Source organism: Stenotrophomonas sp. 10L48 (genome assembly GCF_056395105.1).
The window spans coordinates 299,797-323,740 of the sequence record NZ_JBFTIX010000006.1 but is presented as its reverse complement, the minus strand read 5'-3'; the positions used below and the strand labels follow the sequence as shown (position 1 = coordinate 323,740).

23 protein-coding genes are annotated in these 23,944 nt (G+C 67.3%); 17 read left to right on the top strand and 6 right to left on the bottom strand.

Annotated elements, in window-relative coordinates; genetic code table 11:
• Positions 1-297 precede the first annotated feature (297 nt).
• Complete coding sequence (gene fabV, locus AC1DCU_RS13075) at positions 298-1,557, top strand: enoyl-ACP reductase FabV (protein ID WP_442252154.1); 1,260 nt, start codon at positions 298-300, stop codon at positions 1,555-1,557.
• A 118-nt stretch (positions 1,558-1,675) separates the two neighbouring features.
• Here fabV and AC1DCU_RS13070 read toward each other — a convergent pair whose 3' ends face one another.
• The 3 genes from AC1DCU_RS13070 to AC1DCU_RS13060 all read right to left on the bottom strand — a co-directional run bounded on the left by AC1DCU_RS13070 (position 1,676) and on the right by AC1DCU_RS13060 (position 5,566).
• Positions 1,676-3,745 (bottom strand): EAL domain-containing response regulator, encoded by a 2,070-nt coding sequence (locus tag AC1DCU_RS13070; protein WP_032977927.1) that lies wholly within the window; start codon positions 3,743-3,745, stop codon positions 1,676-1,678.
• Between the two features lie 91 nt (positions 3,746-3,836).
• Positions 3,837-5,021: a BaiN/RdsA family NAD(P)/FAD-dependent oxidoreductase gene (locus AC1DCU_RS13065; protein WP_032977610.1), complete on the bottom strand. Its 1,185-nt coding sequence runs from the start codon at positions 5,019-5,021 to the stop codon at positions 3,837-3,839.
• Entirely contained in the window at positions 5,018-5,566 is a 549-nt protein-coding gene (locus tag AC1DCU_RS13060; protein WP_025875114.1) for a YaeQ family protein, read from the bottom strand. Before AC1DCU_RS13060 ends, AC1DCU_RS13065 begins: the two co-directional genes overlap by 4 nt.
• Positions 5,567-5,746: 180 nt before the next feature.
• Here AC1DCU_RS13060 and AC1DCU_RS13055 point away from each other — a divergent pair, with 180 nt between their 5' ends.
• The gene (locus tag AC1DCU_RS13055) at positions 5,747-6,616 is read left to right on the top strand and encodes a pseudouridine synthase (RefSeq protein WP_313115391.1); all 870 of its coding nucleotides are present in this window, start codon (positions 5,747-5,749) and stop codon (positions 6,614-6,616) included.
• Between the two features lie 13 nt (positions 6,617-6,629).
• On the opposite strand, the gene AC1DCU_RS13050 is transcribed toward AC1DCU_RS13055, so the two are convergent.
• Positions 6,630-7,118: a YaiI/YqxD family protein gene (locus AC1DCU_RS13050; RefSeq protein WP_127563463.1), complete on the bottom strand. Its 489-nt coding sequence runs from the start codon at positions 7,116-7,118 to the stop codon at positions 6,630-6,632.
• Between the two features lie 304 nt (positions 7,119-7,422).
• On the opposite strand from AC1DCU_RS13050, the gene AC1DCU_RS13045 reads away from it, so the two are divergent.
• The gene (locus tag AC1DCU_RS13045) at positions 7,423-7,632 is read left to right on the top strand and encodes a cold-shock protein (RefSeq protein WP_025875108.1); all 210 of its coding nucleotides are present in this window, start codon (positions 7,423-7,425) and stop codon (positions 7,630-7,632) included.
• A gap of 78 nt (positions 7,633-7,710) precedes the next feature.
• On the opposite strand, the gene AC1DCU_RS13040 is transcribed toward AC1DCU_RS13045, so the two are convergent.
• Positions 7,711-8,223 (bottom strand): hypothetical protein, encoded by a 513-nt coding sequence (locus AC1DCU_RS13040; protein ID WP_478013634.1) that lies wholly within the window; start codon positions 8,221-8,223, stop codon positions 7,711-7,713.
• On the opposite strand from AC1DCU_RS13040, the gene AC1DCU_RS13035 reads away from it, so the two are divergent.
• From AC1DCU_RS13035 to pcaC, 14 genes are all read left to right on the top strand, one after another.
• Positions 8,222-8,911 carry a glutathione S-transferase gene (locus AC1DCU_RS13035; protein ID WP_025875105.1) on the top strand — a complete coding sequence of 230 codons (690 nt, stop codon included), beginning with the start codon at positions 8,222-8,224 and terminating at the stop codon, positions 8,909-8,911. The two genes, AC1DCU_RS13040 and AC1DCU_RS13035, sit on opposite strands and share 2 nt — an antisense overlap.
• A gap of 31 nt (positions 8,912-8,942) precedes the next feature.
• On the top strand, positions 8,943-10,508 hold the full coding sequence (locus AC1DCU_RS13030; protein ID WP_313115387.1) for a protein adenylyltransferase SelO: 1,566 nt from the start codon (positions 8,943-8,945) through the stop codon (positions 10,506-10,508).
• Between the two features lie 649 nt (positions 10,509-11,157).
• Positions 11,158-12,669: a right-handed parallel beta-helix repeat-containing protein gene (locus tag AC1DCU_RS13025; RefSeq protein WP_442252156.1), complete on the top strand. Its 1,512-nt coding sequence runs from the start codon at positions 11,158-11,160 to the stop codon at positions 12,667-12,669.
• Between the two features lie 22 nt (positions 12,670-12,691).
• Entirely contained in the window at positions 12,692-13,981 is a 1,290-nt protein-coding gene (locus AC1DCU_RS13020) for a carbohydrate porin (RefSeq protein WP_442252157.1), read from the top strand.
• Between the two features lie 35 nt (positions 13,982-14,016).
• Positions 14,017-14,868 (top strand): type I 3-dehydroquinate dehydratase, encoded by an 852-nt coding sequence (gene aroD / locus AC1DCU_RS13015; RefSeq protein WP_033832107.1) that lies wholly within the window; start codon positions 14,017-14,019, stop codon positions 14,866-14,868.
• A gap of 53 nt (positions 14,869-14,921) precedes the next feature.
• Entirely contained in the window at positions 14,922-16,241 is a 1,320-nt protein-coding gene (locus tag AC1DCU_RS13010; RefSeq protein ID WP_080149067.1) for an MFS transporter, read from the top strand.
• 171 nt (positions 16,242-16,412) lie between these two features.
• Entirely contained in the window at positions 16,413-17,093 is a 681-nt protein-coding gene (locus AC1DCU_RS13005) for a 3-oxoacid CoA-transferase subunit A (protein ID WP_442252158.1), read from the top strand.
• On the top strand, positions 17,090-17,737 hold the full coding sequence (locus tag AC1DCU_RS13000; RefSeq protein ID WP_442252159.1) for a 3-oxoacid CoA-transferase subunit B: 648 nt from the start codon (positions 17,090-17,092) through the stop codon (positions 17,735-17,737). Before AC1DCU_RS13005 ends, AC1DCU_RS13000 begins: the two co-directional genes overlap by 4 nt.
• 1 nt (position 17,738) lies before the next feature.
• Positions 17,739-18,953: a 3-oxoadipyl-CoA thiolase gene (pcaF, locus tag AC1DCU_RS12995; RefSeq protein WP_428700788.1), complete on the top strand. Its 1,215-nt coding sequence runs from the start codon at positions 17,739-17,741 to the stop codon at positions 18,951-18,953.
• Between the two features lie 68 nt (positions 18,954-19,021).
• Positions 19,022-19,732 carry a protocatechuate 3,4-dioxygenase subunit beta gene (gene pcaH / locus AC1DCU_RS12990; RefSeq protein ID WP_032977592.1) on the top strand — a complete coding sequence of 237 codons (711 nt, stop codon included), beginning with the start codon at positions 19,022-19,024 and terminating at the stop codon, positions 19,730-19,732.
• Between the two features lie 4 nt (positions 19,733-19,736).
• Positions 19,737-20,300 carry a protocatechuate 3,4-dioxygenase subunit alpha gene (pcaG, locus tag AC1DCU_RS12985; protein ID WP_025875085.1) on the top strand — a complete coding sequence of 188 codons (564 nt, stop codon included), beginning with the start codon at positions 19,737-19,739 and terminating at the stop codon, positions 20,298-20,300.
• Between the two features lie 90 nt (positions 20,301-20,390).
• A complete protein-coding gene (locus tag AC1DCU_RS12980; RefSeq protein ID WP_478013635.1) occupies positions 20,391-21,734 on the top strand; it encodes a 3-carboxy-cis,cis-muconate cycloisomerase in 1,344 nt (447 codons plus the stop codon).
• Between the two features lie 25 nt (positions 21,735-21,759).
• Positions 21,760-22,545, top strand: a complete 786-nt coding sequence (gene pcaD / locus AC1DCU_RS12975) for a 3-oxoadipate enol-lactonase (protein ID WP_313114874.1) — start codon at positions 21,760-21,762, stop codon at positions 22,543-22,545.
• 23 nt (positions 22,546-22,568) lie between these two features.
• Positions 22,569-22,955 carry a 4-carboxymuconolactone decarboxylase gene (gene pcaC, locus AC1DCU_RS12970; RefSeq protein ID WP_025875079.1) on the top strand — a complete coding sequence of 129 codons (387 nt, stop codon included), beginning with the start codon at positions 22,569-22,571 and terminating at the stop codon, positions 22,953-22,955.
• Between the two features lie 80 nt (positions 22,956-23,035).
• On the opposite strand, the gene AC1DCU_RS12965 is transcribed toward pcaC, so the two are convergent.
• The gene (locus AC1DCU_RS12965) at positions 23,036-23,890 is read right to left on the bottom strand and encodes an IclR family transcriptional regulator domain-containing protein (RefSeq protein ID WP_313114872.1); all 855 of its coding nucleotides are present in this window, start codon (positions 23,888-23,890) and stop codon (positions 23,036-23,038) included.
• Positions 23,891-23,944 lie beyond the last annotated feature (54 nt).

The following is a 23,944-nucleotide window of genomic DNA, read 5'->3' as shown; positions in this document are numbered from 1 at the left end:
GTGGGTCCGGTTGAGGGGGCGTGAGCCGCATGGATGCGGCGACCGAGCTTACATGGACGTACTTGCAGCGTCCCCCTCAACCGGACCCACCCCGCCAACCCACAGGAACCCAGCTTCTGCCGTTGACGTTGCCTCTGCGGGTGCAGGGTGCAACCCTGCAGAACAAACTCCACCCTACGCCGCCGTCGGTTGTGCAATCTTCCCCCGCGCACTACGATCCTGCGGTTCGCGCGCACGCGCGCGCCACGTATTCCTGCTGAGCGCCCCGCGCGCCGCACCTGCCAACCCGAGGTCTTCATGGTCATCAAACCGCGCGTCCGCGGCTTCATCTGCGTCACCACCCACCCGACCGGCTGCGACGCCGCCGTCAAGCAGCAGATCGACTACATCCGTGCGCGCCCGCCGATCCAGAACGGCCCCAAGCGCGTGCTGGTGATCGGCGCCTCGACCGGCTACGGCCTGGCCGCGCGCATCACTGCCGCCTTCGGCAGTGGCGCGGCAACCCTGGGCATCTTCTTCGAGCGCCCGGGCAGTGAAACCAAGCCGGGCACGGCGGGCTGGTACAACTCGGCGGCGTTCCACAAGTACGCCGACGAAGCGGGTCTGTATGCCAAGAGCATCAACGGCGATGCGTTCTCCGATGAGGTGAAGGCCAAGACCATCGAGATGATCTTGGCCGATCTCGGCCAGGTCGACCAGGTGGTCTACAGCCTGGCTGCACCGCGCCGCAAGCATCCCAAGACGGGCGAGATCATCAGCTCCACGCTGAAGCCGATCGGCGAGCCGATCACCCTGCGTGGCCTGGATACCGACAAGGAAGTGCTGACCGAAACCCACCTGCAGCCGGCCACCCCGGAAGAAATCGCCGGCACCGTCGCGGTGATGGGCGGCGAGGACTGGCAGATGTGGATCGACGCGCTGGCCGATGCCGGCGTGCTGGCCAACGGCTGCACCACCACGGCCTTCACCTATGTGGGCGAAGAGATCACCCAGGCGATCTACTGGAACGGCTCCATCGGTGCTGCCAAGAAGGATCTGGACGACAAGGTGCTGGGGCTGCGCGAGAAGCTGGCCAGGATCGGCGGCGATGCGCGCGTGTCGGTGTTGAAGGCGGTGGTGACCCAGGCCAGCTCGGCCATTCCGACCATGCCGCTGTACCTGTCGCTGCTGTTCAAGGTGATGAAGGAAAAGGGCACCCACGAAGGCTGCATCGAGCAGCTCGACGTGCTGTACGACATCCTGTACGGCGCCAAGGCCGATGGCGTGGCGGTCGATCGCCTGCGCCACGACCTGGTCGATGGCGATGGCCATACCGTTGCGCTGATCGATGAGGAAGGCCGCCTGCGCGCCGACTACAAGGAAATGGCCGCTGACGTGCAGGGCAAGGTGCTGGCGCTGTGGCCGCAGGTGACCAACGAGAACCTGTACGAGATCAGCGACCTGGCCGGCTACAAGGCCGATTTCCTGCGCCTGTTCGGTTTCGGTGTCGAAGGCGTCGACTACGAAGCCGACGTCAACCCGGACGTGAAGATCGACAACCTGGTCGATCTGACCTGATCAACGGAAAAGGCCGGCGCAAGCCGGCCTTCTTTATGGGTAGCGCCGGGCCATGCCCGGCGAGCGCAGCGGTCTGCGGGCCACCCGCCGGGCATGGCCCGGCGCTACCGGTGAGGTGTCAGCCGAACTCGAAGTTCATCGCCGGCGCTGCCGGGCCGACGAAATCGCCCTGCACGTAGTCCACGCCGGCACTGAACAGCAGTGTCATCGAGTTGGCGTCGCTGACGAACTCGGCGATGGTGCGGATGCCCGCTTCCTGCGCGCGTGCGGTTATCTGGCTGACCCGGTCGATGTTCTCGCGGGTGGCGGCCAGGTCGCTGGTGAAGCCGCGATCAAGCTTGAGGAACTGCGGCTGGAAGTGGGCCAGCAGCTGGAACGAGTCCAGGCCCGAGCCGAACTGCTCCAGGCCGATCCGGCAGCCGAGCGGTGCCACTTCCGCCAGGAACTGCTGGGCACTGCGCAGGTGGGTGAACACCTTCGATTCCGGTGCATGCAGCCACAGGCGTTCGCCCGGCACGCCGTGCGCCTGCAGCTGCTGGCGCAGCGTGGCGATCATCTTCGGATCATCGAACGATTCCGGCGTGACCTTCACCAGCACCTGGGTGGGATGACCCTCGCGGGCACGCGCGCCCAGCACCGCGATTGCCTGCGACACGACCCAGCGGTTGATGTCCGCCAGCAGGCCATGTTCTTCGGCAATGCCGAGGAAGGCGGTCGGGCTCAGCAGCTCTCCGTTGTGTTCCAGTCGCAGGTAGGCTTCATACAGCTCCAGCGACTCGCCCTGCAGGTTCAGCACTGGCTGGTAATGCAACTGGAAGCCATCGCCTGCCAGGGCTTCGCGGATACGTGCGACCCAGCGCTGCACGCGCTCTTCCTCCACGCGATCAACAGCGGCCGGGTCGAAGATGCGGCAGGTATTGCCGAGGGCGGCTGCGGCCTGCGTGCATTCGCTGGCGCGCGCCAGCACCTGGCCGATGCTGGCGATCTTCTCGCCCACCTGCACCCCGCCAATGCTGACGGTCACCGTGGCCGAGCGCGCGCCGATGCTGAAGACGTGTGCGGCGTAGGCTTCGCGGATGCGCTCGGCCAGTGCCACGGTCTGCGCATAGGGGCCGGACTGCAGTACGGCGAAACTGTGTTCGCCGAAACGGGCCAGCTGCGCATCGTCGCCAACGACGTCGGCCAGCAGGGCGGCGAGGGCGCCGATCAGGGCGTCGGCCGAGGCCAGTCCGATATCCGGGAGCAGGCGCGCGTAGTGGTCCGGTTCGACCATCAGCAGGCCGAACTGGCCTTCGCTGCGCCCGGCCTGGGCAACCGCGTCCTCGACCTGCAGCATGAAGGTGGGGCGGTTGAGCAGGCCGGTGACCTGGTCGCGCTGGCGCAGGTCCTCGACCTCGCGCGCCAGCTCCGGGTCGAATTCCATGCGCCGGCGGAACACCACCTGCAGGCAGGATTCGCCCTCGTAGGTGGCTGCGGTGAATTCCATCGTCGCTGGGAAGGCGCTGCCGTCCTGGTGGCGGGCGTCCAGCTGATACTGCGGCGGAGGCGCTTCGCCGCGGCTGAGTGACTTCAGCAGCTGCTTGAAATCATCCACGTGCTGGGCGGCAACCATGTCCAGCAGCGAGATGCCTTCGACCTCCTCGAAATCCTCGTAACCGAACATTTCCAGGTAGGCATCGTTGGCGCGGATATGCATGCCTTCGTGGACATAGGCAATCGGCTCGCGCGAAGAGGCGATCAGCGCGTCGCAGCGACGCTCGGTCTCGCGCATCTGCGCTTCGATCCGGCGCAGGCCGCGCCGCGCCTGCAGGTCGACCCACTGGTCGCGGACCACCGCCAGCAGGTGTTCGGCGCGCTGGCGCAGGGCGAGGGCGCGAACCCCGTTGCTGCTGGCCTGTACCAGTTCGTCCTCGTCGATGCGTTCGGCCAGCAGCACCAGCGGGATGTCCTTGCCGCTGGCGGCGATGTGCTGGGCCACCAGTGGCAGCGGAATGCTCTGCGAGGGCGCAGCCAGCACCAGGTCGATCGCCTGGCTGGCCAGCACCTGCGACAGCTCGGCCGAGTCCTGCGGGCGCCATGGGCGCACGGCGATGCCGCTGTTGCGCAGGGTGCTGACGATGGCTTCGGCGTTCTCGCCGCTGTCATCGACGATCAGCAGGCGGATGGTGATGTCGTTCGCGTTCTGCATGCACTGCTCCCCAATCTGCAAATCTAGATACACGATGCGTGGCGGCGCGTCCATGCGCGCAACGGTTGCGTGCATGGAACGGCGATGCGGTTCACACCACGCCGCCGGCCGCGTGCCCGCTGGCCCAGGCCCACTGGAAGTTGTAGCCGCCCAGCCAGCCGGTCACGTCCAGCACCTCGCCGACGAAATGCAGGCCGGGTACGCGCTTGGATTCCAGCGTCGAGGAAGAGACCTCGTTGGTATCGACGCCGCCCAGGGTGACTTCGGCGGTGCGGTAGCCCTCGGTGCCGCTGGCCACCAGTGGAAACGCTGAAAGCACCTGTGCGGCCTTGCGCAGGTCCGGCTCGTCCAGCTGGCGTACCGGGCGGTCGGGCAGCCAGTGCTCGCACAGGCGCTGCGCCAGCCGCTTGGGCAGCACATCGCCCAGCACCGTGCGCAGTTCCGCGGCGGGGCGTTCGCGTTTCATCTGGCGCAGCCATTCGGCGGCATCCTGGCCGGGCAGCAGATCCAGCGACAGCGCGTCGCCGGGCTGCCAGAACGAGGAAATCTGCAGGATGGCCGGGCCACTGACGCCACGATGGGTCAGCAGCATGAAGTTGCGGAAGCGGGTGCCGTTGCTGCTGGCCTCGACCGGCAGGGCGACGCCGCTGAGCTCGGCCAGGCGCTCCTGGTGGGTGCCGCTGAGGGTCAACGGCACCAGGCCGGCGCGGGTGGGCAGCACCTGGTGGCCGAACTGGCGCGCGATCTCATAGCCGAATCCGGTTGCACCCAGGCTGGGAATGGACAGGCCGCCGGTGGCGACCACCAGCGAGGCGCAATGGAACAGGCCGTGCGTGGTGTGCACGCGGAAGCCGTCAGTGCCGTGCTCGATGCGCTCCACGCTGCACTGCGTGCGGATCTGCACGCCGGCCTGCTGGCATTCGTCCACCAGCATCTTCACGATCTGCTTGGACGAGACATCGCAGAACAGCTGGCCCAGTTCCTTCTCGTGATAGGCGATGCCGTGGCGCTCGACCATCTCGATGAAGTGGTAGGGCGAGTAACGCGCCAGTGCCGACTTGCAGAAATGCGGATTGGCCGACAGGAAGTTGGCCGGGGTGGTGCCGGTGTTGGTGAAGTTGCAGCGGCCACCGCCGGACATCAGGATCTTCTTGCCGATCTTGTTGGCGTGGTCGATCACCTGCACATGCCGGCCTCGCTGGCCCGCCGTGATCGCGGTCATCAGCCCGGCAGCGCCGGCACCGATCACCAGCACGTCGCAGCGGATCGTGCTCATGCCTTGGCGCGCTTTCGCCAGTTGGGGATCACGTCCAGCTGCATCTGATCGTTGAGCAGCTGAACTTCGGCGTCCTGGATCAGCACGCTCCAGCGCATCGCACGCTGGATCTGCTGGCCCCACAGATCGACGAAGCCGCCGTCCAGATCGACCACCGACAGGTTGTCGAAGCGGGCCAGGCCCTTGCCCTGCTTCTGCCACCAGATGTCCGATGCATTGCCGCCGTAGTTGACCACCTGCACCTGCCGGCTGCGGTTGCTGGCCTTGCGGATGCGCGACTCGTCCGGATGGCCGAGGTCGATCCACTGCAGGATGTCGCCGGTGTAGTCGTGTTCCCACAGGTCCGGCTCGTCGTCGGTGCTCAGGCCGCGACCGAATTCCAGGCGGTCGCCAGCGTTCAGCGCGAAGGCGAGCAGGCGCACCATCAGGCGTTCGTCGGTTTCGGACGGATGCTGGGCCAGGGTCAGGTTGTGGGTCGCGTAGTAGCCGCGATCCATGTCGCTGATCTGCAGTTCGGCCTTGCGGATGGTGGCGGTGAGGGCCATGAAGATCCAGAGGGGTAAAGACCGTCAATGATAGAGGTTTGCCCCGGGGGTGTCCGGTATGGGGGTGTCGGCAGGGCCTGATCGGTGGCACGCTGGCCGCCCTGATGCTTCTGGCGTGTCCTGTCGTATGTCCCTTTCACGTCCGCGCCGTCTGCAGAGCGATGGCGCCCCGATCGCGCCATGACCACGCCCAGCCGACTGCAGCTGCCGCCCGGTGACTGGAATTCCCTGCTGGACGGCCTGTGCGCGCGCTTCCCGCGCATCGACCGGCTGCAATGGGAGAGTCGCTTCGCACGCGGGCGGATACAGGACGCACAGGGCAGGGCGCTGGCACCGGACATGCCGTGGCAGGTGGGACTGGAGATACGCTACTTCCGTGAAGTGGCCGATGAGCCGGTGATTCCCTTCGAAGAGAACATCCTTCATCACGACGCGCACCTGCTGGTGGCCGACAAGCCGCACTTCCTGCCGACTGCGCCGGCCGGCGCATTTGTGCGCCAGACCCTGCTGGCGCGCCTGGTCGAGCGCACCGGCAACGCCGACCTGGTGCCATTGCACCGGCTGGACCGGCTGACGGCCGGCCTGGTGCTGTTTTCCACCCAGCCGCAAACGCGCGACGCGTACCAGAGGCTGTTTCGTGAGCGCCGCATCGAGAAGACCTACGAGGCGCTGGCGCCGGCCATGCCGGACCTGCGGTTTCCGCTGGAGCGGCATAGCCGGCTGCAGCCGGGGGAACCGTTCTTCCGTATGGCTGAAGTTCCCGGCGAGCCGAATGCGCTGACCCGTGTCGAGGTCATTGAGGCGCACGGTCCGGTCTGGCGCTACCGGCTTGCGCCCGAATCCGGGCGCAAGCATCAGCTGCGCGTCCATATGGCCGCGCTCGGGGCGCCGATCCTGGGGGACGAGCTCTATCCGCAGCTGCACGTGCGGCCAGAGGGTGTGGCCGAGCCGCCGTTGCAGCTGCTGGCGCAGGCGTTGGCCTTCGATGATCCGTTGACCGGCCAGCGACGCAGCTTCCGCAGCACGCGCACCTTGTGCGTTCCCGGCTGACGCACAGCCGGATTCACCTGCCCGGGCGTCGCGCCAGCCAGCGGTCCAGCTCGGCAGCGAACAACTGGCGGTCACGCGCGCCGAGGGGCGGTGGCCCGCCGGTCTGGACGCCAGCGCCACGCAGTTCTTCCATGAAATTGCGCATCGACAGCCGCTCGGCCATGTTGTTGGGGGTGTACAGCTGGCCGCGCGGGTTCAGGGCCACGCCCTTCTTCTCCAGCACTAGGGCCGCCAAGGGGATGTCCTGGGTGACCACCAGGTCGCCGGCGGCCACCCGCTCGACAATGGCGCTGTCAGCCACATCCAGTCCCTGCGGAACCTGGATGGAGCGCAGCCAGCGCGAAGGCGGGGTGCGGATCCACTGGTTGGCGACCAGGGTCAGCTCCACGCCGACCCGTTCAGCTGCGCGGAACAGGATGTCGCGGATGACAACAGGGCACGCGTCTGCGTCCACCCAGATGCGGGGGAGCAGGGGTTCAGCTCGGGTTTCAGCTTCAGTCATTTACCCAGTGTAGGGTAGGAAAAACCTGAATGGGGACCCGGGTTTAGCCTCGATCTGGTGCAACCCCTTGCCCTGTCTAGGGGCGGGCCGTTTGACGCTGAATATCATGGCTATCGCTTTTTGCTCAAAACACGCGTATCGTCTGGCCCACTGTGTTTGCTAGGGTCACCGTGAATCGTGGCCTGGTGCAGTTGATCTCACGATCCGCTCATCGATCCGCTTTACCAACGCCTGCAACTCAGTCTCGGCCCCGATACCCGGTGGCTGCGATTTTTTTCAACATGTGTTTCAGGAGTTAGTAAATATGTCTGATCGTCAGACCGGCACTGTCAAGTGGTTCAACGACGCCAAGGGCTTCGGCTTCATCACCCCGGAAAGCGGCCCGGACCTGTTCGTGCATTTCCGCGCGATCCAGGGCACCGGCTTCAAGACCCTGCAGGAAGGCCAGAAGGTTACCTTCGTCGCCGTCCAGGGCCAGAAGGGTATGCAGGCTGACCAGGTGCAGGCGGTCTAATCCGTCTGCTACCGTTTGGTAGCCAGAACGCCGGGAGCGAAAGCTCCCGGCGTTTTTCGTTTGCGTCGCACGACGGGTTCAACCCGCAGCCAGCGCCCGCTCCAGCAGCTGGGTTATTTCCTGGTACTCGGCGCGTTCGGCTGCCGGAATGCGCGACAGGATCTCGCGCAGGACATCAACCACCTCAGGACCCACCGGCACTTCCATCCATTGCAGGTGGTAGGCCGCCAGTATCCGGCTGTCGTCATCGCTGGAATGGAGCTGACTGAACAGCAGCGGCAAGGCTTCGGGCCTCATGCATTCACCCAGCGCGTCGGTGCAGCGTTGCTGCCAGAACGCGGGTTGCGCTGCGATCATCTTCTGCAGGCGCTGCCAATCGTGCGCTTCGAATCTGCGCAGGACGCCCTTGGCAACGTGCTCGCAGATGTACTGCGTCCAGTTGTGGTCCTCGGATTGCCCGAGGTAACCAAGCAGTGCATCGAACGGCGGGGTGTCCATGCTGGCAGGCCTTCCTCGGCCGGGCAGGGTAGCAGACACCTGCATGCACCAGGCCGCGCTACCATCGGGCACCTTTCTGCGGAAGCCGCCCATGCGCATCGTCCATCATCTGGAAAATTCCCGTTCGCTTCGCGTGCTGTGGATGCTGGAAGAGCTGGGGCTGGACTACGAACTGCGCCGCTACCCGCGCGACCCGAAGACCCTGCTGGCGCCGCCGGAACTGCGCCAGGTGCATCCGCTGGGCAAGGCGCCGGTGCTGCAGGATGGCGACCTCATCCTGGCCGAATCCGGCGCCATCCTCGACTACCTGGTTGACCGCTACGACGTGCATCGCCAGCTGTCGCCGTCGCCGGTACCGGCCGAAGGCAAAGAGCGCATCGATTACCGCTACTGGCTGCACTATGCCGAAGGTTCGGCCATGCCGCCGATGCTGCTGACCCTGGTGATCAGCCGCATCCGCAGCGCGCCGATGCCATTCTTCGCGCGGCCGATCGCCCGCAGCATCGCCGACAAGGCCGAGCGCGGTTTCATCGGCCCGCAGCGACGCCTGCATCTGGACTGGATGGAACGGCGCCTGGCCGAAAGCCCGTGGTTTGCAGGCGAACGCTTCACCGCTGCGGACATCCAGATGAGCTTCCCGATCCAGGCGGCGGCCGCACGCGGCGGCGGGCTGGACGACAAGCCGGCGTTGCGTGGCTTCCTCAAGCGCATCGGTGAGCGTCCGGCCTACCGGCGCGCCGAGGCGCACGGCGGGGCATTGCAGGCCTTGCGCGGCGATTGAGGATGGCCGTCGCCGCCCCCATGCTTTGCCCATGGATACCACTGCCCCCCAGTTCGACAACCGCCTGCTGAATCTGCTGCCGGGCGATCCCGAGTCCGGTCCGCGCCGGCGCGAAGTGCTGGGTGCGGCCTGGTCGTCGGTAATGCCGACGCCTGTCGCAGCGCCGGTGCTGCTGGCGTGGTCGCCGGAGGTTGCCGGGATGCTGGGGTTCGATCCTGCGCAGGTCGATGACGAAGGCTTCGCCGAGGTGTTCGGCGGCAACGCGTTGTACGCGGGCATGCAGCCGTGGGCGGCCAACTATGGGGGCCATCAGTTCGGCCATTGGGCCGGTCAGCTCGGTGATGGCCGCGCCATCTCGCTGGGCGAGGTGATCGCCCCCGATGGCCGGCACTGGGAGCTTCAGCTGAAGGGTGCCGGGCCGACGCCGTATTCGCGCGGCGCCGACGGCCGTGCGGTGCTGCGCTCGTCGATCCGTGAATTCCTGTGCAGCGAGGGCATGCATCACCTGGGTGTGCCGACCACGCGCGCCCTGTCGCTGGTCGGCACCGGCGAAGACGTGGTGCGCGACATGTTCTACGACGGTCATCCGCGTGCGGAGCCCGGCGCGATCGTCTGCCGGGTATCGCCCTCGTTCCTGCGCTTTGGTTCGTTTGAACTGCCTGCTTCACGTGGCGAGACCGCACTGCTGAAGCAACTGGTCGAGGCGTGCATCGCCCGCGATTTCCCGGAACTGACGGGGCAGGGCGAAGCGCTGTATGGCGACTGGTTCGCACAGATCGCCGTGCGCACCGCAGAGATGATCGCGCACTGGATGCGCGTGGGCTTCGTGCATGGGGTGATGAACACCGACAACCTTTCCGTGCTCGGCGTGACGCTGGACTATGGCCCCTATGGCTGGGTCGAAGACTTCGACCCGGACTGGACCCCGAACACCACCGATGCGCAGGGACGCCGCTATCGTTTCGGCACCCAGCCGCAGGTGGCGTACTGGAATCTCAACCGGCTTGCGCAGGCGCTGTCGCCGTTGTTCGCCGACGTGCAGCCGCTGCAGGCAGGGCTGGCCGCTTACCAGGCGACCTTTGTCGCCTGCACCCGCCGCGATGTTGCGGCCAAGCTGGGGCTGGCCGCGGCCGACGATGCCGATCTGCAGCTTTACCAGCGCTGGCAGCAGCTGATGCAGGACGGCGGCATGGACATGACCCTGGCATGGCGTGCGTTGATGCGCATCGATGCCAACGCACCCGATGCAAGCGTATTGGCCGAAGTCTTCTACGACGCCGAGCGCCAGCACGCGGTGCAGGAACCTCTGCAGCAGTGGTTGCAGGAGTACGCGGCGCGGCTGTGTGCCGATTCGCTGCCGGCAGCCGAGCGTGTCGCGAAGATGGGCGCGGCCAATCCACTGTATGTGCTGCGCAACTGGCTGGCACAGGAAGCGATCGACCGCGCCGAGCAGGGCGACCTGGGCGGTGTGCATGCGCTGCAGGACGTACTGCGTGATCCGTACACCGAACGCCCGGGGCTGGAGCATTACGCCGGCAAGCGGCCGGCGTGGGCTGACGACCGCGCAGGCTGTTCGATGCTGTCCTGCAGTTCGTAGGGTTTTCTTTTGCAGGGCTGCGCCCTGCACCCGCCGAGGCCGGAGCAACAGCCACAGCGGGGATCCTGTGGGATGGCCGGGCACTGTGGGTTTGCGGGGACACCGTAAACCCCTGGTGGCCAGTAGAGCCACGCCATGCGCGGATGCTTTTGATTTCAATTCGAAATATTCGATTTCAACCAGATGTGATCCACGCGAAGCGTGGATGGACCAGCCGTCATCCGGAAATTGTCGAGGGGTGGAGCGGTGTGGGTGGGCAGGACCGCAGGCGCCATGGATGGCGCCTACGAGCCCCCAAGGATGGGTTGACGGCGTGTCCTGCCCACCCGCACCGCCCCGCCCAGCCAGCAGAAAACCAGAGCCTCCCTTGACCTCGACGTTGCTCTGGCTCCAGGCAGGTGCAGGGCTGCAAGCCCTGCAAACACCTCGCCTACAACGATGGTAGTACCCATTCAGTGCGATATTCGCACACGCAGTCGATTACCGCACTTGAATGGTGCGGTGCGATAAACCTACTTTCATTTCCGCAGTTTCATAGCAGTCCAAGCGATCCACCCCTGGCGGGGCGAGGGCAGCAGCCGGTCCGGTGCTGATGCCAGGTGCAGGGGGAAGGCCGCCGGATTTTCCTTCCTCTGCGCGGAGTGATCGCATGCGCCGTCGTCTGTCCATTGTTTCCCTGTCCCTGCTTGCCGTGCTGCCGTCGCTGGCGCTGGCCTACCAGGCCGAACCGCCGCGCGAAGCACTGCAGGTGCTGCGCGTGGACCGCTACGCCGACGACGCCAACGCCGGCTCGCTGCGCTGGGCGATCACCACTGCCAATGCGGCGCCGGGTCGCTACCGCATCGAGATCGCGGCCGTTGGCGCTGCGCCTTACGTCATCACGCCGGCCACGCCGCTGCCGGAGATCAAGGGACCGGTGCAGATCATCGGCACGTCCTGGGAACGCGATGGCCAGTACGTCGCCATCGATGGCTCGGCCTACGTGACCGGCACCGGTACCGATGCCTGCCCAGGCGCCGAGCCGGGCCAGTCCGGCACCAACGTGCGCACCACCACGCTGCCGGGCCTGGTCCTGCGCGATACCCAGGGCGTGGAGCTGGCCGGCCTGGAGATCCGCAATTTCTGCATCGGCGTGCTGGTCAACCGCTCCAGCCACAACGAGATCCATGACAACCGCATCGTCGCCAACAAGGGCGGTGCCGGCATCATGCTCACCGGTGATGACGGCAAGGGCCAGTCCACCGCCGCCACCACCGTGCACAACCGCATCGTGCGCAACGTATTCCTCGATAACGGCGACGGCCTGGAGTTGACCCGCGGCGCGGCCTGGAACCTGGTGGCCGACAACCTGTTCCAATCCACCAGGGCCAACCCGGAACCCTCGCAGGGCATCGAGATCCTGTGGGGCAACGACAACAGCGTGGTCCACAACCGCTTCGTCGATTACTCCGATGGCCTGCAGATCAACTGGGGCAACCGCAACTACATCGCGGCAAACACCTTCACCGGCAATTCGCTGGGCCTGAGCATCACCGGCAGCGGCAACGTGGTCGACAGCAACACCATCACCGGCAATGGCATGGGCATCGGCGTGCGCCCGCAGCCGGTCAGCGCGCCGAACCGCTTCACCGGCAACCGCATCTACGGCAACGGCCTGCTGATCGAGCGCTGCGAAGCCGGCGGCGCCTGCGTCAAGGGCCAGCCGCGTGGCGCCATCGTGTTCGGTGTGCCGGGCCTGGAGCACGCCAGCTTCGTCGGCTCCCGTGGCCGTGGCGTGGACAACGATGCGTCCAAGCGTGCGCGCATCTGCACCGCTGCCGGCCAGGCTGGCTGCCAGCCACTGCCGAACCTCGGCCAGGCCGCACCGCAGCTGACCGCAGTGCAGGGCAAGGGTGCGCAGCGCCTGCTGACCGGTCGTTTCCAGGGCGTGCCTGATACCCGCTACCAGGTGGAAGTGTTCGGCAACCGCGCCGCCACCGGCAGCGAGGCCGAGTGGGTGCTGGGCAGTGTGGAAGCACGTACCGACGCGCAGGGGCAGGGCAGCTTCACCTTCCCGCTCGGTGCAGGGACCGACGCTGCCGCTGCCGGCAGCCTGACCGCCACGGTTACCTCGGCGCAGGGCGCCACCTCCCCGCTGAGTGCGCCGCTGTCGCTGCGCTGATCACCTCCACGAGACCGCGATCATGAATCCTGCGAAACCTGTTTCCCTGGGCCTGCTGGCCGCCCTGCTGCTGCCAGCCGTGGCCAGCGCGCAGTCCAGCAACCGCTACGAAGGCAAGACGCTTACCGGCGACTGGGGCGGTAGCCGCACCGATCTGTTCGAGCGCGGCGTTGCCTTCCGCGGCGACTACGTGGGCGAGGCCATGGGCGTGGTCGATGGTGGCTACGGCGAAACCGGCGCGCGCTATGCGCAGCAGGTGCGGGTGGGYGTGGACCTGGACATGGGCACGCTGGCCGGCTGGGACGGCGGTGCGTTCCACTTCACCCTCAACGATCGTCGTGGCCGCAGCACCTCGGTGGACTTCGTCGGCAACCGCTTCCCGATCCAGGAGGCGTATGGCGGCCAGTACACGCGGCTGACCGAGCTGAGCTACGACCAGACCTTCAATGCGGGCCGGTCGTACTACAAGCTGGGGTACTACGCGATGGGCAACCAGTTCGGCCTGCACAGCCTGCTGACCCACTTCGTCAACGCCGCATTCTGCGCCCACCCGCTGGCGATGTCCGGCAACAGCGGCTGGTACAACTATCCGATGGCACGCTGGGGCGGTGAGTTCGCCCAGCAGATCAGCCCGGCGGTGAACGTGCGCACGGGCTGGTTCCAGGTCAACCCGAACCTGGGCGGCAACATCGAACGCAACGCGTTCCGTCCGTTCGTTTCGGGCACCACCGGCTCGCTGTTTCCAGTGGAGGTGACCTGGACGCCGGCCAAGGGCAGCCGCTACGCCGGCGTCTACAAGTTCGGTGGCTACTACGACACGTCGCGCGTGGACAAGCGCGGCCTCGATACCTCGCCGACCACCGGCCGGCACGGCGCCTACGTGCTGGCCGAACAGCGCCTGACCCAGGAATCGGCCGACCCGAGCCGCGGCCTGACCGCCTTCGCGCAGTACATGGTGTCCGACACCGATACCGCGCAGATCAAGCGCTGGTACGCGCTGGGCGGCGTCTACCAGGGCATCGGCGCGCGTGCGCAGGACAGCATCGCGCTGGGCTACGTCGGCGCTGACATCAACGACCGCCTGGTCGATGCGCGGCGCGCCACGTTGGCCGCCGGGGGCGTGCCCACCGATTCGCCGCTGTACAACCTCAGCCAGGCCGAGGAGTTGTTCGAGCTGTCCTACAGCTTCCAGGTGAACCCTTGGCTGATGATCCGCCCGGACGTGCAGTACATCGTCAACCCGGGCACGTTCAATTACAGCGGTACCGACAACGCCTGGGCCGTGGGTGTCCAGGCCAAGGTGACCTTCTGATGGCCGCGCGCTACTTCCATGCTGTGGTGACTGCGATGAAAACTCCGCTCGCTTCCGTTGTCCTCGCCGGCGTGCTCGCCTCCTCCCCCTTGCTGGCCCTGGCCGCGCCGCCACCGGCGGTGCTGCAGGTCGGCCAACTACGCATCGGCGAGGGCAGCCCGCGCACCATCGTACCGATTACCGGTGCCACCGCGGATGTCGCTCTGCAGCAGGCCGCGGCCATCGCCGCCAGCAGATCCACCGACATCGCCGAGTGGCGCATCGACTACCTGGACATCGCCACCGATGGCAAGGCGCTGGTCGCGCTGGGCAAGCGCATCCAGGCCACGCTTGGGGGCAAGCCGGCCATCGTGACCTTCCGCACGAAGGCCGAAGGGGGCGCCAAGCCGATCAGCGATGCCGACTACGGCAAGCTCTACGCCGCGCTGCTGCGCGGTGGTGTCGCCCAGCTGATCGACGTGGAGATGTTCCGCGATCCGAAGGTGGTGCAGGCGCTGGTGGCGCAGGCCCACAAGGCTGGCGTGAAAGTGGTGATGTCCAGCCATGACTTCCACGCCACGCCACCGCGCGAGGAAATCGTCGCACGCCTGCTCAAGCAGCAGGCCCTTGGCGCGGACGTGCTGAAGATCGCGGTGATGCCGCGCGACGCTGGCGATGTGCTGGCCTTGCTCGATGCCACCTGGCAGGTGCGCCAGCAGAGCGACAAGCCGCTGCTGACCATGTCGATGGGCGGCACCGGCGTGGTTTCGCGCCTGGCCGGCGAAACCTTCGGCCAGGCCCTGACCTTCGGCATGATCGGCACCCCGTCGGCGCCAGGCCAGGTCGAGGTTGAGCGCCTCCAGGACGTCCTGCAGGTCATCCATGCATCCAGCCAGGCCGGTCACTGAGACCTTCCCCGCCGGACGTTCCACCGCACCACGCTGTTGCAGGAAACCGCACCATGAGCCACGCCTCCGCCGCCGCACCGTCGCTTGTCCTTGAACGGATGAGTCCCTTCCAGTGGACCGCCATCGCCATCTGCGTGCTGTTGAACATGCTTGATGGCTTCGATGTGATGGTCATGGCCTTCACCGCGCCGCATGTTTCGGCGGACTGGGCGCTGTCGGGCAAGGTACTGGGGCTGATGCTCAGTGCCGGGCTGGTCGGCATGGCGCTGGGTTCGTTCCTGCTGGCACCGCTGGCCGACCGCTGGGGGCGGCGGCCGATGATCGTCTGCTGCCTGCTGATCCTCACCAGTGGCATGGCGCTGTCCGCGCTGGCCGCCGACGCCTGGCAGCTGGGTGCGCTGCGCGTGTACACCGGCATCGGCATCGGCGGCATGCTGGCCGGTGTGGGGGTGATCACCGCCGAGTACGCCAACGCCAAGTGGCGCAGCACCGCAGTCGCGCTGCAGGCCACCGGCTACCCGATCGGTGCGACCGCTGGCGGTCTGCTGGCTGCGTGGATGCTGGAGCACTGGGCCTGGCACAGCGTGTTCCTGGTCGGCGCAGCCGCATCGCTGCTGTGCATTCCGCTGGTGCTCAAATGCCTGCCCGAATCGCTGGATTTCCTGGTCGCGCGTCGCCCGGCCAATGCCTTGCCACGCTTGAACGCGCTGCTCTCGCGCATGCGCATGCCAGAGCTGCAGGCGCTGCCGCCAGCGCCGGTGCGCGACGGCCAGCGCCAGGGTTATGCCGCGCTGTTCGTGGGTGACCTGCGCCGCGTCGCGCTGCTGATCGCGCTGGCGTTCTTCCTGCACATGTTCGCGTTTTATTTCGTGCTGAGCTGGACGCCGAAGCTGCTGGTCTCGGCCGGCGTGTCGGCGCAGCAGGGCATCACCGGTGGCGTGCTGTTGAACCTGGGCGGCATCGTTGGCGGCAGCCTGTTCGGCTGGCTGGCCTCGCGCTGGTCGCTGTCCAGGCTGACGGCCGGCGCGCTGCTGCTGGCGATGGTCTCGATGCTGGGCTTTGCGGCCTTCAGCACGCAGCTGGGCGTGGCCTTCCCGCTGGCCTTCGTGATCGGTGCGGCACTGTTCGCAGCGATGGCCGGCCTGTATGCGGCCGCGCCGGTGGTGTTCGCCGCCGAAGTGCGGACCACCGGCCTGGGCTGGGCCATCGGCATCGGCCGGGTCGGTGCGATCCTCTCGCCACTCACGGTGGGTGTTCTGGTCGATGGTGGCTGGCAGCCGTCCTCGTTGTACGTGCTGTGCGCTGCGCCGCTGCTGCTGGCGGCATGGGCGTGCCTCGGCCTGCGCGTGGGCGTGGGTCAGAACCGGCGTTGAACCGATGGCCGGAGCACATCACTCAATGTGCGATTATCGAATCGAATGGCCGAATATCGCATTGACCGGGCGGCGTGCCATGGCGACCATGTCCGGGTCGTGTTTTCCCTTCGCAGTGGCCCTGCAGCGTGGCGGTGATGACCGCCGGCAGGCAGGGCAAGGAGCAATGCAGTGATCGACAAGAGCGTAGCCAGCGTGGAAGCAGCGGTGGCCGATATCCATGATGGCGCGACCGTGATGATCGGCGGCTTTGGCACTGCCGGCATGCCCGACGAGCTGATCGATGCGCTCATTGCACAGGGTGCGCGCGAGCTGACCATCATCAACAACAATGCAGGCAACGGCGATACCGGCCTGGCTGCGCTGATCAAGCACAAGCGCGTTCGCCGCATCGTCTGCTCCTTCCCGCGCCAGGCCGATTCGCAGCACTTCGACGCGGCCTACCGCGCCGGCGAGATCGAACTGGAGCTGGTGCCGCAGGGCAACCTGGCCGCGCGCATCCATGCGGCAGGTTCCGGGCTGGGCGCGGTCTTCACGCCCACCGGCTATGGCACGGAGCTGGCCCAGGGAAAGGAAACGCGCGAGATCGACGGTCGCCACTACGTGCTCGAGTACCCGCTGCATGCCGATTTCGCGCTGATCAAGGCCGAGCGCGGCGATCGCTGGGGCAACCTGGTGTATCGCCGGACTGCACGCAACTTCGGCCCGCTGATGGCGATGGCCGCACGTTGCACCATCGTGCAGGTGCGTGAGGTGGTGCCGCTGGGCGAACTGGACCCGGAGGCCGTGGTGACCCCCGGCATCTTCGTGCAGCGCGTGGTGCCGGTGGTCGTAGAAGGAGTGCAGGCATGAACAAGCTCAGCCGCGAACAGATGGCCGCGCGCGTGGCGCGCGATATTCCCGAAGGGGCCTACGTCAACCTGGGCATCGGCCTGCCGACCACGGTGGCCAACTTCCTGCCGGCGGACAAGGAGATACTGCTGCAGTCGGAAAACGGCCTGCTGGGCATGGGCCCGGCACCGGCGCCCGGCCAGGAAGACCCGGACCTGATCAATGCCGGCAAGCAGCCGGTTACCCTGCTGACCGGTGGCTGCTATTTCCACCACGCCGATTCGTTCGCGATGATGCGTGGCGGCCACCTCGACATCTGCGTGCTCGGCGCCTTCCAGGTCTCGGCACACGGTGACCTGGCCAACTGGAGCACCGGCGCCTCCGACGCGATTCCCGCCGTGGGCGGTGCAATGGACCTGGCCATCGGGGCCAAGCAGGTGTTCGTGATGATGGACCTGTTCACCAAGCAGGGTGAAAGCAAGTTGGTGGCCGAATGCAGCTATCCGCTGACCGGCCTGCGCTGCGTGTCGCGCGTGTATACCGATGTGGCGGTGTTCGACCTCGGCGCCGACGGCGCGACCGTGCTGGAAATGGTCGAGGGCGTGGACATCGATCAACTGCGTGAACTGACCGGCCTGCCGTTGGCACTGGCCGGGGGAGTCTGAAATGCCGCTGCACGAGACCTATATCGTCGATGGCATCCGCACCCCGATCGGCCGCTACGGCGGCGCGTTGTCCGGTGTGCGCGCCGACGACCTCGGCGCGATTCCGCTGAAGGCACTGCTGGCGCGCCACCCGCAGCTGGACCCGGCGCTGGTGGAGGACGTCTACCTGGGCTGTGCCAACCAGGCCGGTGAGGACAACCGCAACGTCGCCCGCATGAGCCTGCTGCTGGCCGGCCTGCCGGTGAGCGTGCCCGGCAGCACGATCAACCGCCTGTGCGGTTCGGGCCTGGATGCGATCGGCACCGTGGCCCGTGGCATTGCTGCCGGCGAGCTCGGCCTGGCCATTGCCGGCGGCGTCGAATCGATGTCGCGCGCGCCGTTCGTGATGGGCAAGGCAACCTCGCCGTTTGCCCGTGACCAGCAGATCGAAGACACCACCATGGGCTGGCGTTTCATCAACCCGCGCCTGCGTGAACTGCACGGCGTGGAGACCATGGGCCAGACCGCCGAGAACGTGGCTGAGCGCTACGGCGTCAGCCGCGAGGACCAGGATGCGTTCGCCCTGCGCAGCCAGCAGCGAACGGCCGCCGCGCAGGCGCACGGCTTCTTCGACGGCGAGATCGTGGCGGTGGACGTACCGGGCCGCAAACGCGGCGAAACCGTGACCGTCGAGCGCGATGAACACCCGCGCGGCGATACCACCGCCGAAGCACTGGCCAAGCTGAAGCCGCTGTTCCGCCAGCCGGGCACGGTGACCGCCGGCAACGCCTCGGGCATCAACGATGGTGCCGCCGCGCTGCTGCTGGCCTCCGGTGCGCAGGTGCAGGCGCTGGGCCTGACCCCGCGCGCGCGCATCCTCGGCTTTGCCAGTGCCGGCGTGGAGCCGGCGATCATGGGCATGGGCCCGGTGCCGGCCAGCCAGAAGCTGATGGCACGGCTGGGCCTGGCCATCGCCGACTTCGATGCCATCGAACTGAACGAGGCCTTCGCCTCGCAGGGGCTGGCCTGCATGCGCCAGCTGGGCCTGGCCGACGATGCCGCGCACGTGAACCCCAACGGTGGTGCCATCGCGCTGGGCCACCCGCTGGGCATGAGCGGCGCGCGCCTGGCGCTGACCCTGCTGCGCCAGCTGGAGGCCAGCGGTGGCCGCCGTGGCCTGGCCACGATGTGCATCGGCGTGGGGCAGGGCGTGGCCCTGGCCATCGAGCGCGTGTGAACCATCCCCTGATTCCGTAATCTCAAGACAGCTGCGGCTTCCGGGCCGCTCGCCAACAGGAGTACGCCATGAGCGATCCCACCCCACTGCGCGGCTACCGCAAGCCGTACCCCGGCAGCCAGCCGCCGCGCATCCACCTGCCCTACGCCTCCACCGCGCTGCGCGGCCCGGGAACCGACCCGATCGCGATCCCGGTGACGCTCTCGGAAGTGACCGGCCCGAGCATCAACCGCATCACCCTCGGTGAGCATGCCGCCGATCTGACCGCCGGCTTCCCCGGCCAGCCGCAGGGCGAGCGCATCATCGTCAGCGGCCGTGTGCTGGACGAGAATGGTCGCCCGGTGCGCAACACCGTGGTGGAGGTGTGGCAGTGCAACGCCGCCGGCCGTTACCTGCACAAGGGCGACCAGCACGACGCGCCGCTGGATCCGAACTTCAAGGGCACCGGCCAGGTGCTGACCGACAGCGAAGGCCGCTACCGCTTCACCACCATCAAACCGGGCGCGTACCCGTGGCGCAATCACTACAACGCCTGGCGCCCGGCACACATCCACTTCTCGCTGCATGGCGAAGGCATCGGCCAGCGCCTGGTCACGCAGATGTATTTCCCCAATGATCCGCTGCTGGCGTTCGATCCGATCTACAACTGCGTGGACGACGCCAAGGCGCGGGAGCGCATGGTGTCCTCGTTCGATTGGGAAAACACCGCCAACGAATTCGCGCTGGGCTACCGTTTCGACATCGTGCTGCGCGGTCGCAAGATGACCGTCTGGGAGTAACACCATGAGTTTCCAATCCACTCCATGGCAGACCGTGGGCCCGTACTACCGCCTGGGCCTGGAACCGCTGTACCGCACCGACATCGCCCCGGCCACCGCGCAGGGTGAGCGCGTGGAAGTGCAGGGCCAGGTGTTCGATGGCAATGGCGTGCCGGTGTCCGATGCCGTGCTGGAAATCTGGCAGGCCGACGCGCAGGGCATCTATGCCCATGGCGAAGACCCGCGCCGTGACGACCACGACCCGGCCTTCGACGGCTGGGGCCGCGTGCCCACCGACGACCAGGGCCGCTTCGCCTTCACCACCGTCAAGCCGGGCCGCGTGCCGGGCCTGCGTGGCGAGCCGCAGGCGCCGCACCTGGTGGTGCTGGTGTTCATGCGCGGCCTGCTGCAGGCCACCCGTGCACGCATCTACTTCAGTGACGAAGCCAGCAACGCCGAGGACGGCATCCTCGCGCTGGTGCCGGCCGAACGCCGCCACACCCTGGTCGCACAGGCGCAGGGCAAGGGCCTGTACCACTGGGACGTGCGCATGCAGGGCCCGGACGAGACGGTGTTCTTCGCATACTGATTGCGGCGCGCCCGACGCGCCTTCCGGCCACTCCACACCCGCGTGCGGCGGGCGCGGGTAAGCTGTGATTACCCAGGATGGACTGCACCAATGAGCCACTTCCCAACGCTGCTGGGCGGTCTGTTCGGCGACCCCTCCGTCGACGCCGTGTTCCGCGATGAAGCACGCCTGCAGGCGATGCTCGATGTCGAACGCGCTCTGGCGCGCGCGCAGGTGCAGTGCGGGGTGATTCCCGCAGCTGCGCTTGCACCGATCGAAGCGGCCTGCAGCGCCGATCTGTATTCGTTGCCGGCGCTGTCGGCAGCCACCGCACTGGCTGGCAATCCGGCCATTCCACTGGTCAAGGCACTCACCGCGCAGGTCAAGGCGAACGATGCCGAGGCCGCGCGCTGGGTGCACTGGGGCGCCACCAGCCAGGACATCATCGATACCGGCGCGGTGCTGCAGCTGCGCGCGGCAGTCAGCCAGGTGCAGGCGCGCCTGCGCGTGCTGTGCATGGCGCTGGCGCGGCTGGCCGAGGCCGAGCGCGGCACCGGGCTGCCCGGACGCACGCTGCTGCAACAAGCCGTGCCGGTGACCTTCGGCCTGAAGGCGGCCGGTTGGCTCGACGCCCTGCAGCGCAGCCAGCGCAGGCTGGATGCGTTGGCCGCAGACACGCTGGTGCTGCAGTTCGGCGGTGCCGCTGGCACCCTGGCCTCGCTGCAGACGCGCGGGCTGGACGTGGCCGAGGCCCTGGCTGCCGAGCTGCAGTTGCCGCTGCCGGCATTGCCCTGGCACACCGCGCGTGACCGCATTGCCGAGTTCGGCAGCGTGTTCGCACTGCTGACCTGCAGTCTCGGCAAGATCGCCACCGACATCGTGCTGCTGATGCAGTCCGAGGTGGCCGAAGCCTTCGAGCCCGCGGGCGAGGGCAAGGGCGGTTCCTCGGCAATGCCGCACAAGCGCAATCCGGTGGGCTGCGTGGCCGCCATTGCCGCCGCCACGCGCGTACCGGGCCTGCTGTCCACGCTGTTCACTGCCATGCCGCAGCCGCACGAGCGCGCAGCAGGCCAATGGCACGCCGAATGGGACACCGTGCCGGAGATCGTGCGCCTGTGTGCGGGCAGCCTGGCCCAGGTGGATGTGGTGGTGCAGGGCCTGCAGCTGGACCGAGAGCGCATGCGCCAGCACCTGGACAGTCATGGCGGCCTGCTTTACGCCGAAGCCGTTGCGGTCACGCTGGGCGAGCGCATCGGCAAGCCGGCCGCACATGCCTTGGTGGAACAAGCGGCCAGGCAGGCGCTTGCGCAATCGCAGCACCTGCGCGTGGTGCTGGGGCAGATGCCCGAAGTCACCGCGCAGCTTTCCGCCGCACAACTGGATGCCCTGTTCGCCGCAGACAGCTGGCGCGGCATGGCCGATACCTGGATCGACCGCGTGCTCGCGCGCGGCTGATCCTACGTTCAACGTTGGAGCACGCATGCCATTCCTCGACCTTCCGCAGCATCGCCTGCACTACCAGACCGAGGGCCGCGCCGACGGGCAGTGGCTGACCTTCTGCAATTCGCTGGGTACCGACCTGGGCATGTGGCAGCCGCAGGTGGATGCACTCGCCTCGCAGTACCGCATCCTGCGCTATGACCGTCGCGGCCATGGCCAGTCCAGCACGCCGCCAGGGCTGTACAGCGTGGCCGAACTGGGCGCTGATGTGCTGGCCCTGTGGGACCACCTCGGCATCGCGCGCAGCCATTTCTGCGGGCTGTCGATCGGTGGCCTGACCGGGCAGTGGCTGGGCGTGCATGCTGGCAATCGCCTGCGCACGCTCACGGTGGCTGCCACCGCAGCGAAGATCGGCACGCTGGACGGCTGGCAGGCGCGCATCGCCCAGGTCCAGCATGATGGCCTGTTGCCGCTGGTCGATGGCACCCGCGAACGCTGGTTCACCGCCGCTTTCGCGCAGACCCATGCCAGCCAGGTGGAAGACATCCTGCAGCGCTTCCTCGCCACCAGCGTGGCTGGCTATGCCGGCTGCTGCAACGCCGTGGGCACGGCCGACTTCCGTGATGCGCTGGGCCGCATTGGCGTGCCGCTGCTGGCCATTGCCGGAGATGACGACCCGGTGTGCGCTCCGGCCGAGCTGCAGGCAATCGCCGACGGCGTGACCCATGGCCACCATGCCGCCGTGCCGGGCCGCCACATCTGCAACCTGGAATCGCCGCAGGCGTTCACCTCCGCACTGGCCGCGCATCTTTCGGCGCAGCACTGATCCCGCACAACAGGTAGACCACGATGGACGAACAGGAACGCTACGAAGCCGGCCTTGCGGTGCGCCGCCAGGTACTGGGTGAGGCACACGTCGAACGCTCGCTGCAGGCGCGCACCGAGTTCACCACCGAATTCCAGGAATTCATCACGCGCACGGCGTGGGGCACGGTGTGGACGCGCGAGGGCCTGCCGCGGCATACGCGCTCGCTGCTGACCATCGTGATGATGGTGGCGCTGGGCCACGACGAGGAGTTCAAGCTGCATATCCGTGCCGCCCGCAACAACGGCGTGACGCCGGAGGAGATCAAGGAAGCGCTGCTGCAGGCCGCGATCTACTGTGGCGTGCCCGCGGCCAACCACGCGTTCGCGCTGGCCAAGCCGATCCTGGAAGAGCAGGCCGCAGAGCGCTGACGCCGAACATCCGCCGGGCATGGCCCGGCGCTACCAGAGCGCAGTCCCGGAAGCGCCGGGCCATGCCCGGCGGCTGCACCTCAATTCAACAACGTGCCCAGCCGCTGTGCGGCTTCGCGCAGGCGCGGCAACAGCTGGGTCTGCATCACGCCCAGGCCGATACGGCCCGCCTGGGTGCCGATGTTCAGCGCGGCCACGACATCGCCGCTGCGCGAACGCACTGGCACGGCGATCGAGCGCAGGCCGATCTCCAGTTCCTGGTCGACCAGCGACGCGCCTTCGCGGCGCACCTTTTCCAGCAGGTCGAGGAAGTCTTCCATGCGGGTGACCGTGCGTTCAGTGCGCGGCCGCAACGGGTTGCGTTCCAGGTAGCCTTCCAGCGTGTCGCGCGGCAACGAGGCCAGCAGCACGCGGCCCATCGAGGTGCAGTAGGCCGGCAAGCGGCTGCCTGCGCGCAGGCCGATCGACATGATGCGTACGGTTTCCGCGCGCGCCACGTACAGGATGTCATCGCCATCGAGCACGCCCAGCGAGCAGGATTCGTGCACGGCATCGCGCAGGGCATCCAGCACCGGTTGTGCAGCAGCGGTCATCGACGACGACGCGACATAGGCGCCGCCCATGCCCAGCACGCGCGGCAGCAGCACGAAGCCGCGGCCCTGTTCACCCACGTAGCCGAGCTTTTCCAGCGTGTACAGCACGCGCCGTACCGCTGCGCGGGAAATGCCGGTATCGCTGCTGATCTGCGACATCGTCACTTCGCGCGGGTGCTGCGAGAACACGCTCAGCACGGCCAGGCCGCGGCCGAGCGACGTCATGAAGTCCGGATCGCCCTGGTTGTCCTGGATCTGCTGCATCAGCTCATGGGCCAGGCCACGATCCTGCGGTGGGGCAGGGGGGCGCTTGGGTCGACGGCTGGGAGGAACGGCAGGCATGGCAGCAGCTTTCATCGGGTTCGACCTCGCATGGTAAGGGCTCGAACCAGCAAC

Coding starts and splice junctions, on each gene's coding strand:
- aroD (WP_033832107.1), top strand. CDS start 14,017: ATGAAAACTCCGCTCGCTTCCGTTGTCCTCGCCGGCGTGCTCGCCTCC.
- AC1DCU_RS13040 (WP_478013634.1), bottom strand. CDS start 8,223: ATGGGCGGCTTCCGCAGAAAGGTGCCCGATGGTAGCGCGGCCTGGTGC.
- AC1DCU_RS13055 (WP_313115391.1), top strand. CDS start 5,747: ATGACCACGCCCAGCCGACTGCAGCTGCCGCCCGGTGACTGGAATTCC.
- pcaF (WP_428700788.1), top strand. CDS start 17,739: ATGCCGCTGCACGAGACCTATATCGTCGATGGCATCCGCACCCCGATC.
- AC1DCU_RS13065 (WP_032977610.1), bottom strand. CDS start 5,021: ATGAGCACGATCCGCTGCGACGTGCTGGTGATCGGTGCCGGCGCTGCC.
- fabV (WP_442252154.1), top strand. CDS start 298: ATGGTCATCAAACCGCGCGTCCGCGGCTTCATCTGCGTCACCACCCAC.
- AC1DCU_RS12980 (WP_478013635.1), top strand. CDS start 20,391: ATGAGCCACTTCCCAACGCTGCTGGGCGGTCTGTTCGGCGACCCCTCC.
- AC1DCU_RS12965 (WP_313114872.1), bottom strand. CDS start 23,890: ATGCCTGCCGTTCCTCCCAGCCGTCGACCCAAGCGCCCCCCTGCCCCA.
- AC1DCU_RS13060 (WP_025875114.1), bottom strand. CDS start 5,566: ATGGCCCTCACCGCCACCATCCGCAAGGCCGAACTGCAGATCAGCGAC.
- AC1DCU_RS13050 (WP_127563463.1), bottom strand. CDS start 7,118: ATGACTGAAGCTGAAACCCGAGCTGAACCCCTGCTCCCCCGCATCTGG.
- pcaD (WP_313114874.1), top strand. CDS start 21,760: ATGCCATTCCTCGACCTTCCGCAGCATCGCCTGCACTACCAGACCGAG.
- AC1DCU_RS13010 (WP_080149067.1), top strand. CDS start 14,922: ATGAGCCACGCCTCCGCCGCCGCACCGTCGCTTGTCCTTGAACGGATG.
- pcaH (WP_032977592.1), top strand. CDS start 19,022: ATGAGCGATCCCACCCCACTGCGCGGCTACCGCAAGCCGTACCCCGGC.
- AC1DCU_RS13070 (WP_032977927.1), bottom strand. CDS start 3,745: ATGCAGAACGCGAACGACATCACCATCCGCCTGCTGATCGTCGATGAC.
- pcaC (WP_025875079.1), top strand. CDS start 22,569: ATGGACGAACAGGAACGCTACGAAGCCGGCCTTGCGGTGCGCCGCCAG.
- AC1DCU_RS13025 (WP_442252156.1), top strand. CDS start 11,158: ATGCGCCGTCGTCTGTCCATTGTTTCCCTGTCCCTGCTTGCCGTGCTG.
- AC1DCU_RS13045 (WP_025875108.1), top strand. CDS start 7,423: ATGTCTGATCGTCAGACCGGCACTGTCAAGTGGTTCAACGACGCCAAG.
- AC1DCU_RS13000 (WP_442252159.1), top strand. CDS start 17,090: ATGAACAAGCTCAGCCGCGAACAGATGGCCGCGCGCGTGGCGCGCGAT.
- AC1DCU_RS13035 (WP_025875105.1), top strand. CDS start 8,222: ATGCGCATCGTCCATCATCTGGAAAATTCCCGTTCGCTTCGCGTGCTG.
- AC1DCU_RS13030 (WP_313115387.1), top strand. CDS start 8,943: ATGGATACCACTGCCCCCCAGTTCGACAACCGCCTGCTGAATCTGCTG.
- pcaG (WP_025875085.1), top strand. CDS start 19,737: ATGAGTTTCCAATCCACTCCATGGCAGACCGTGGGCCCGTACTACCGC.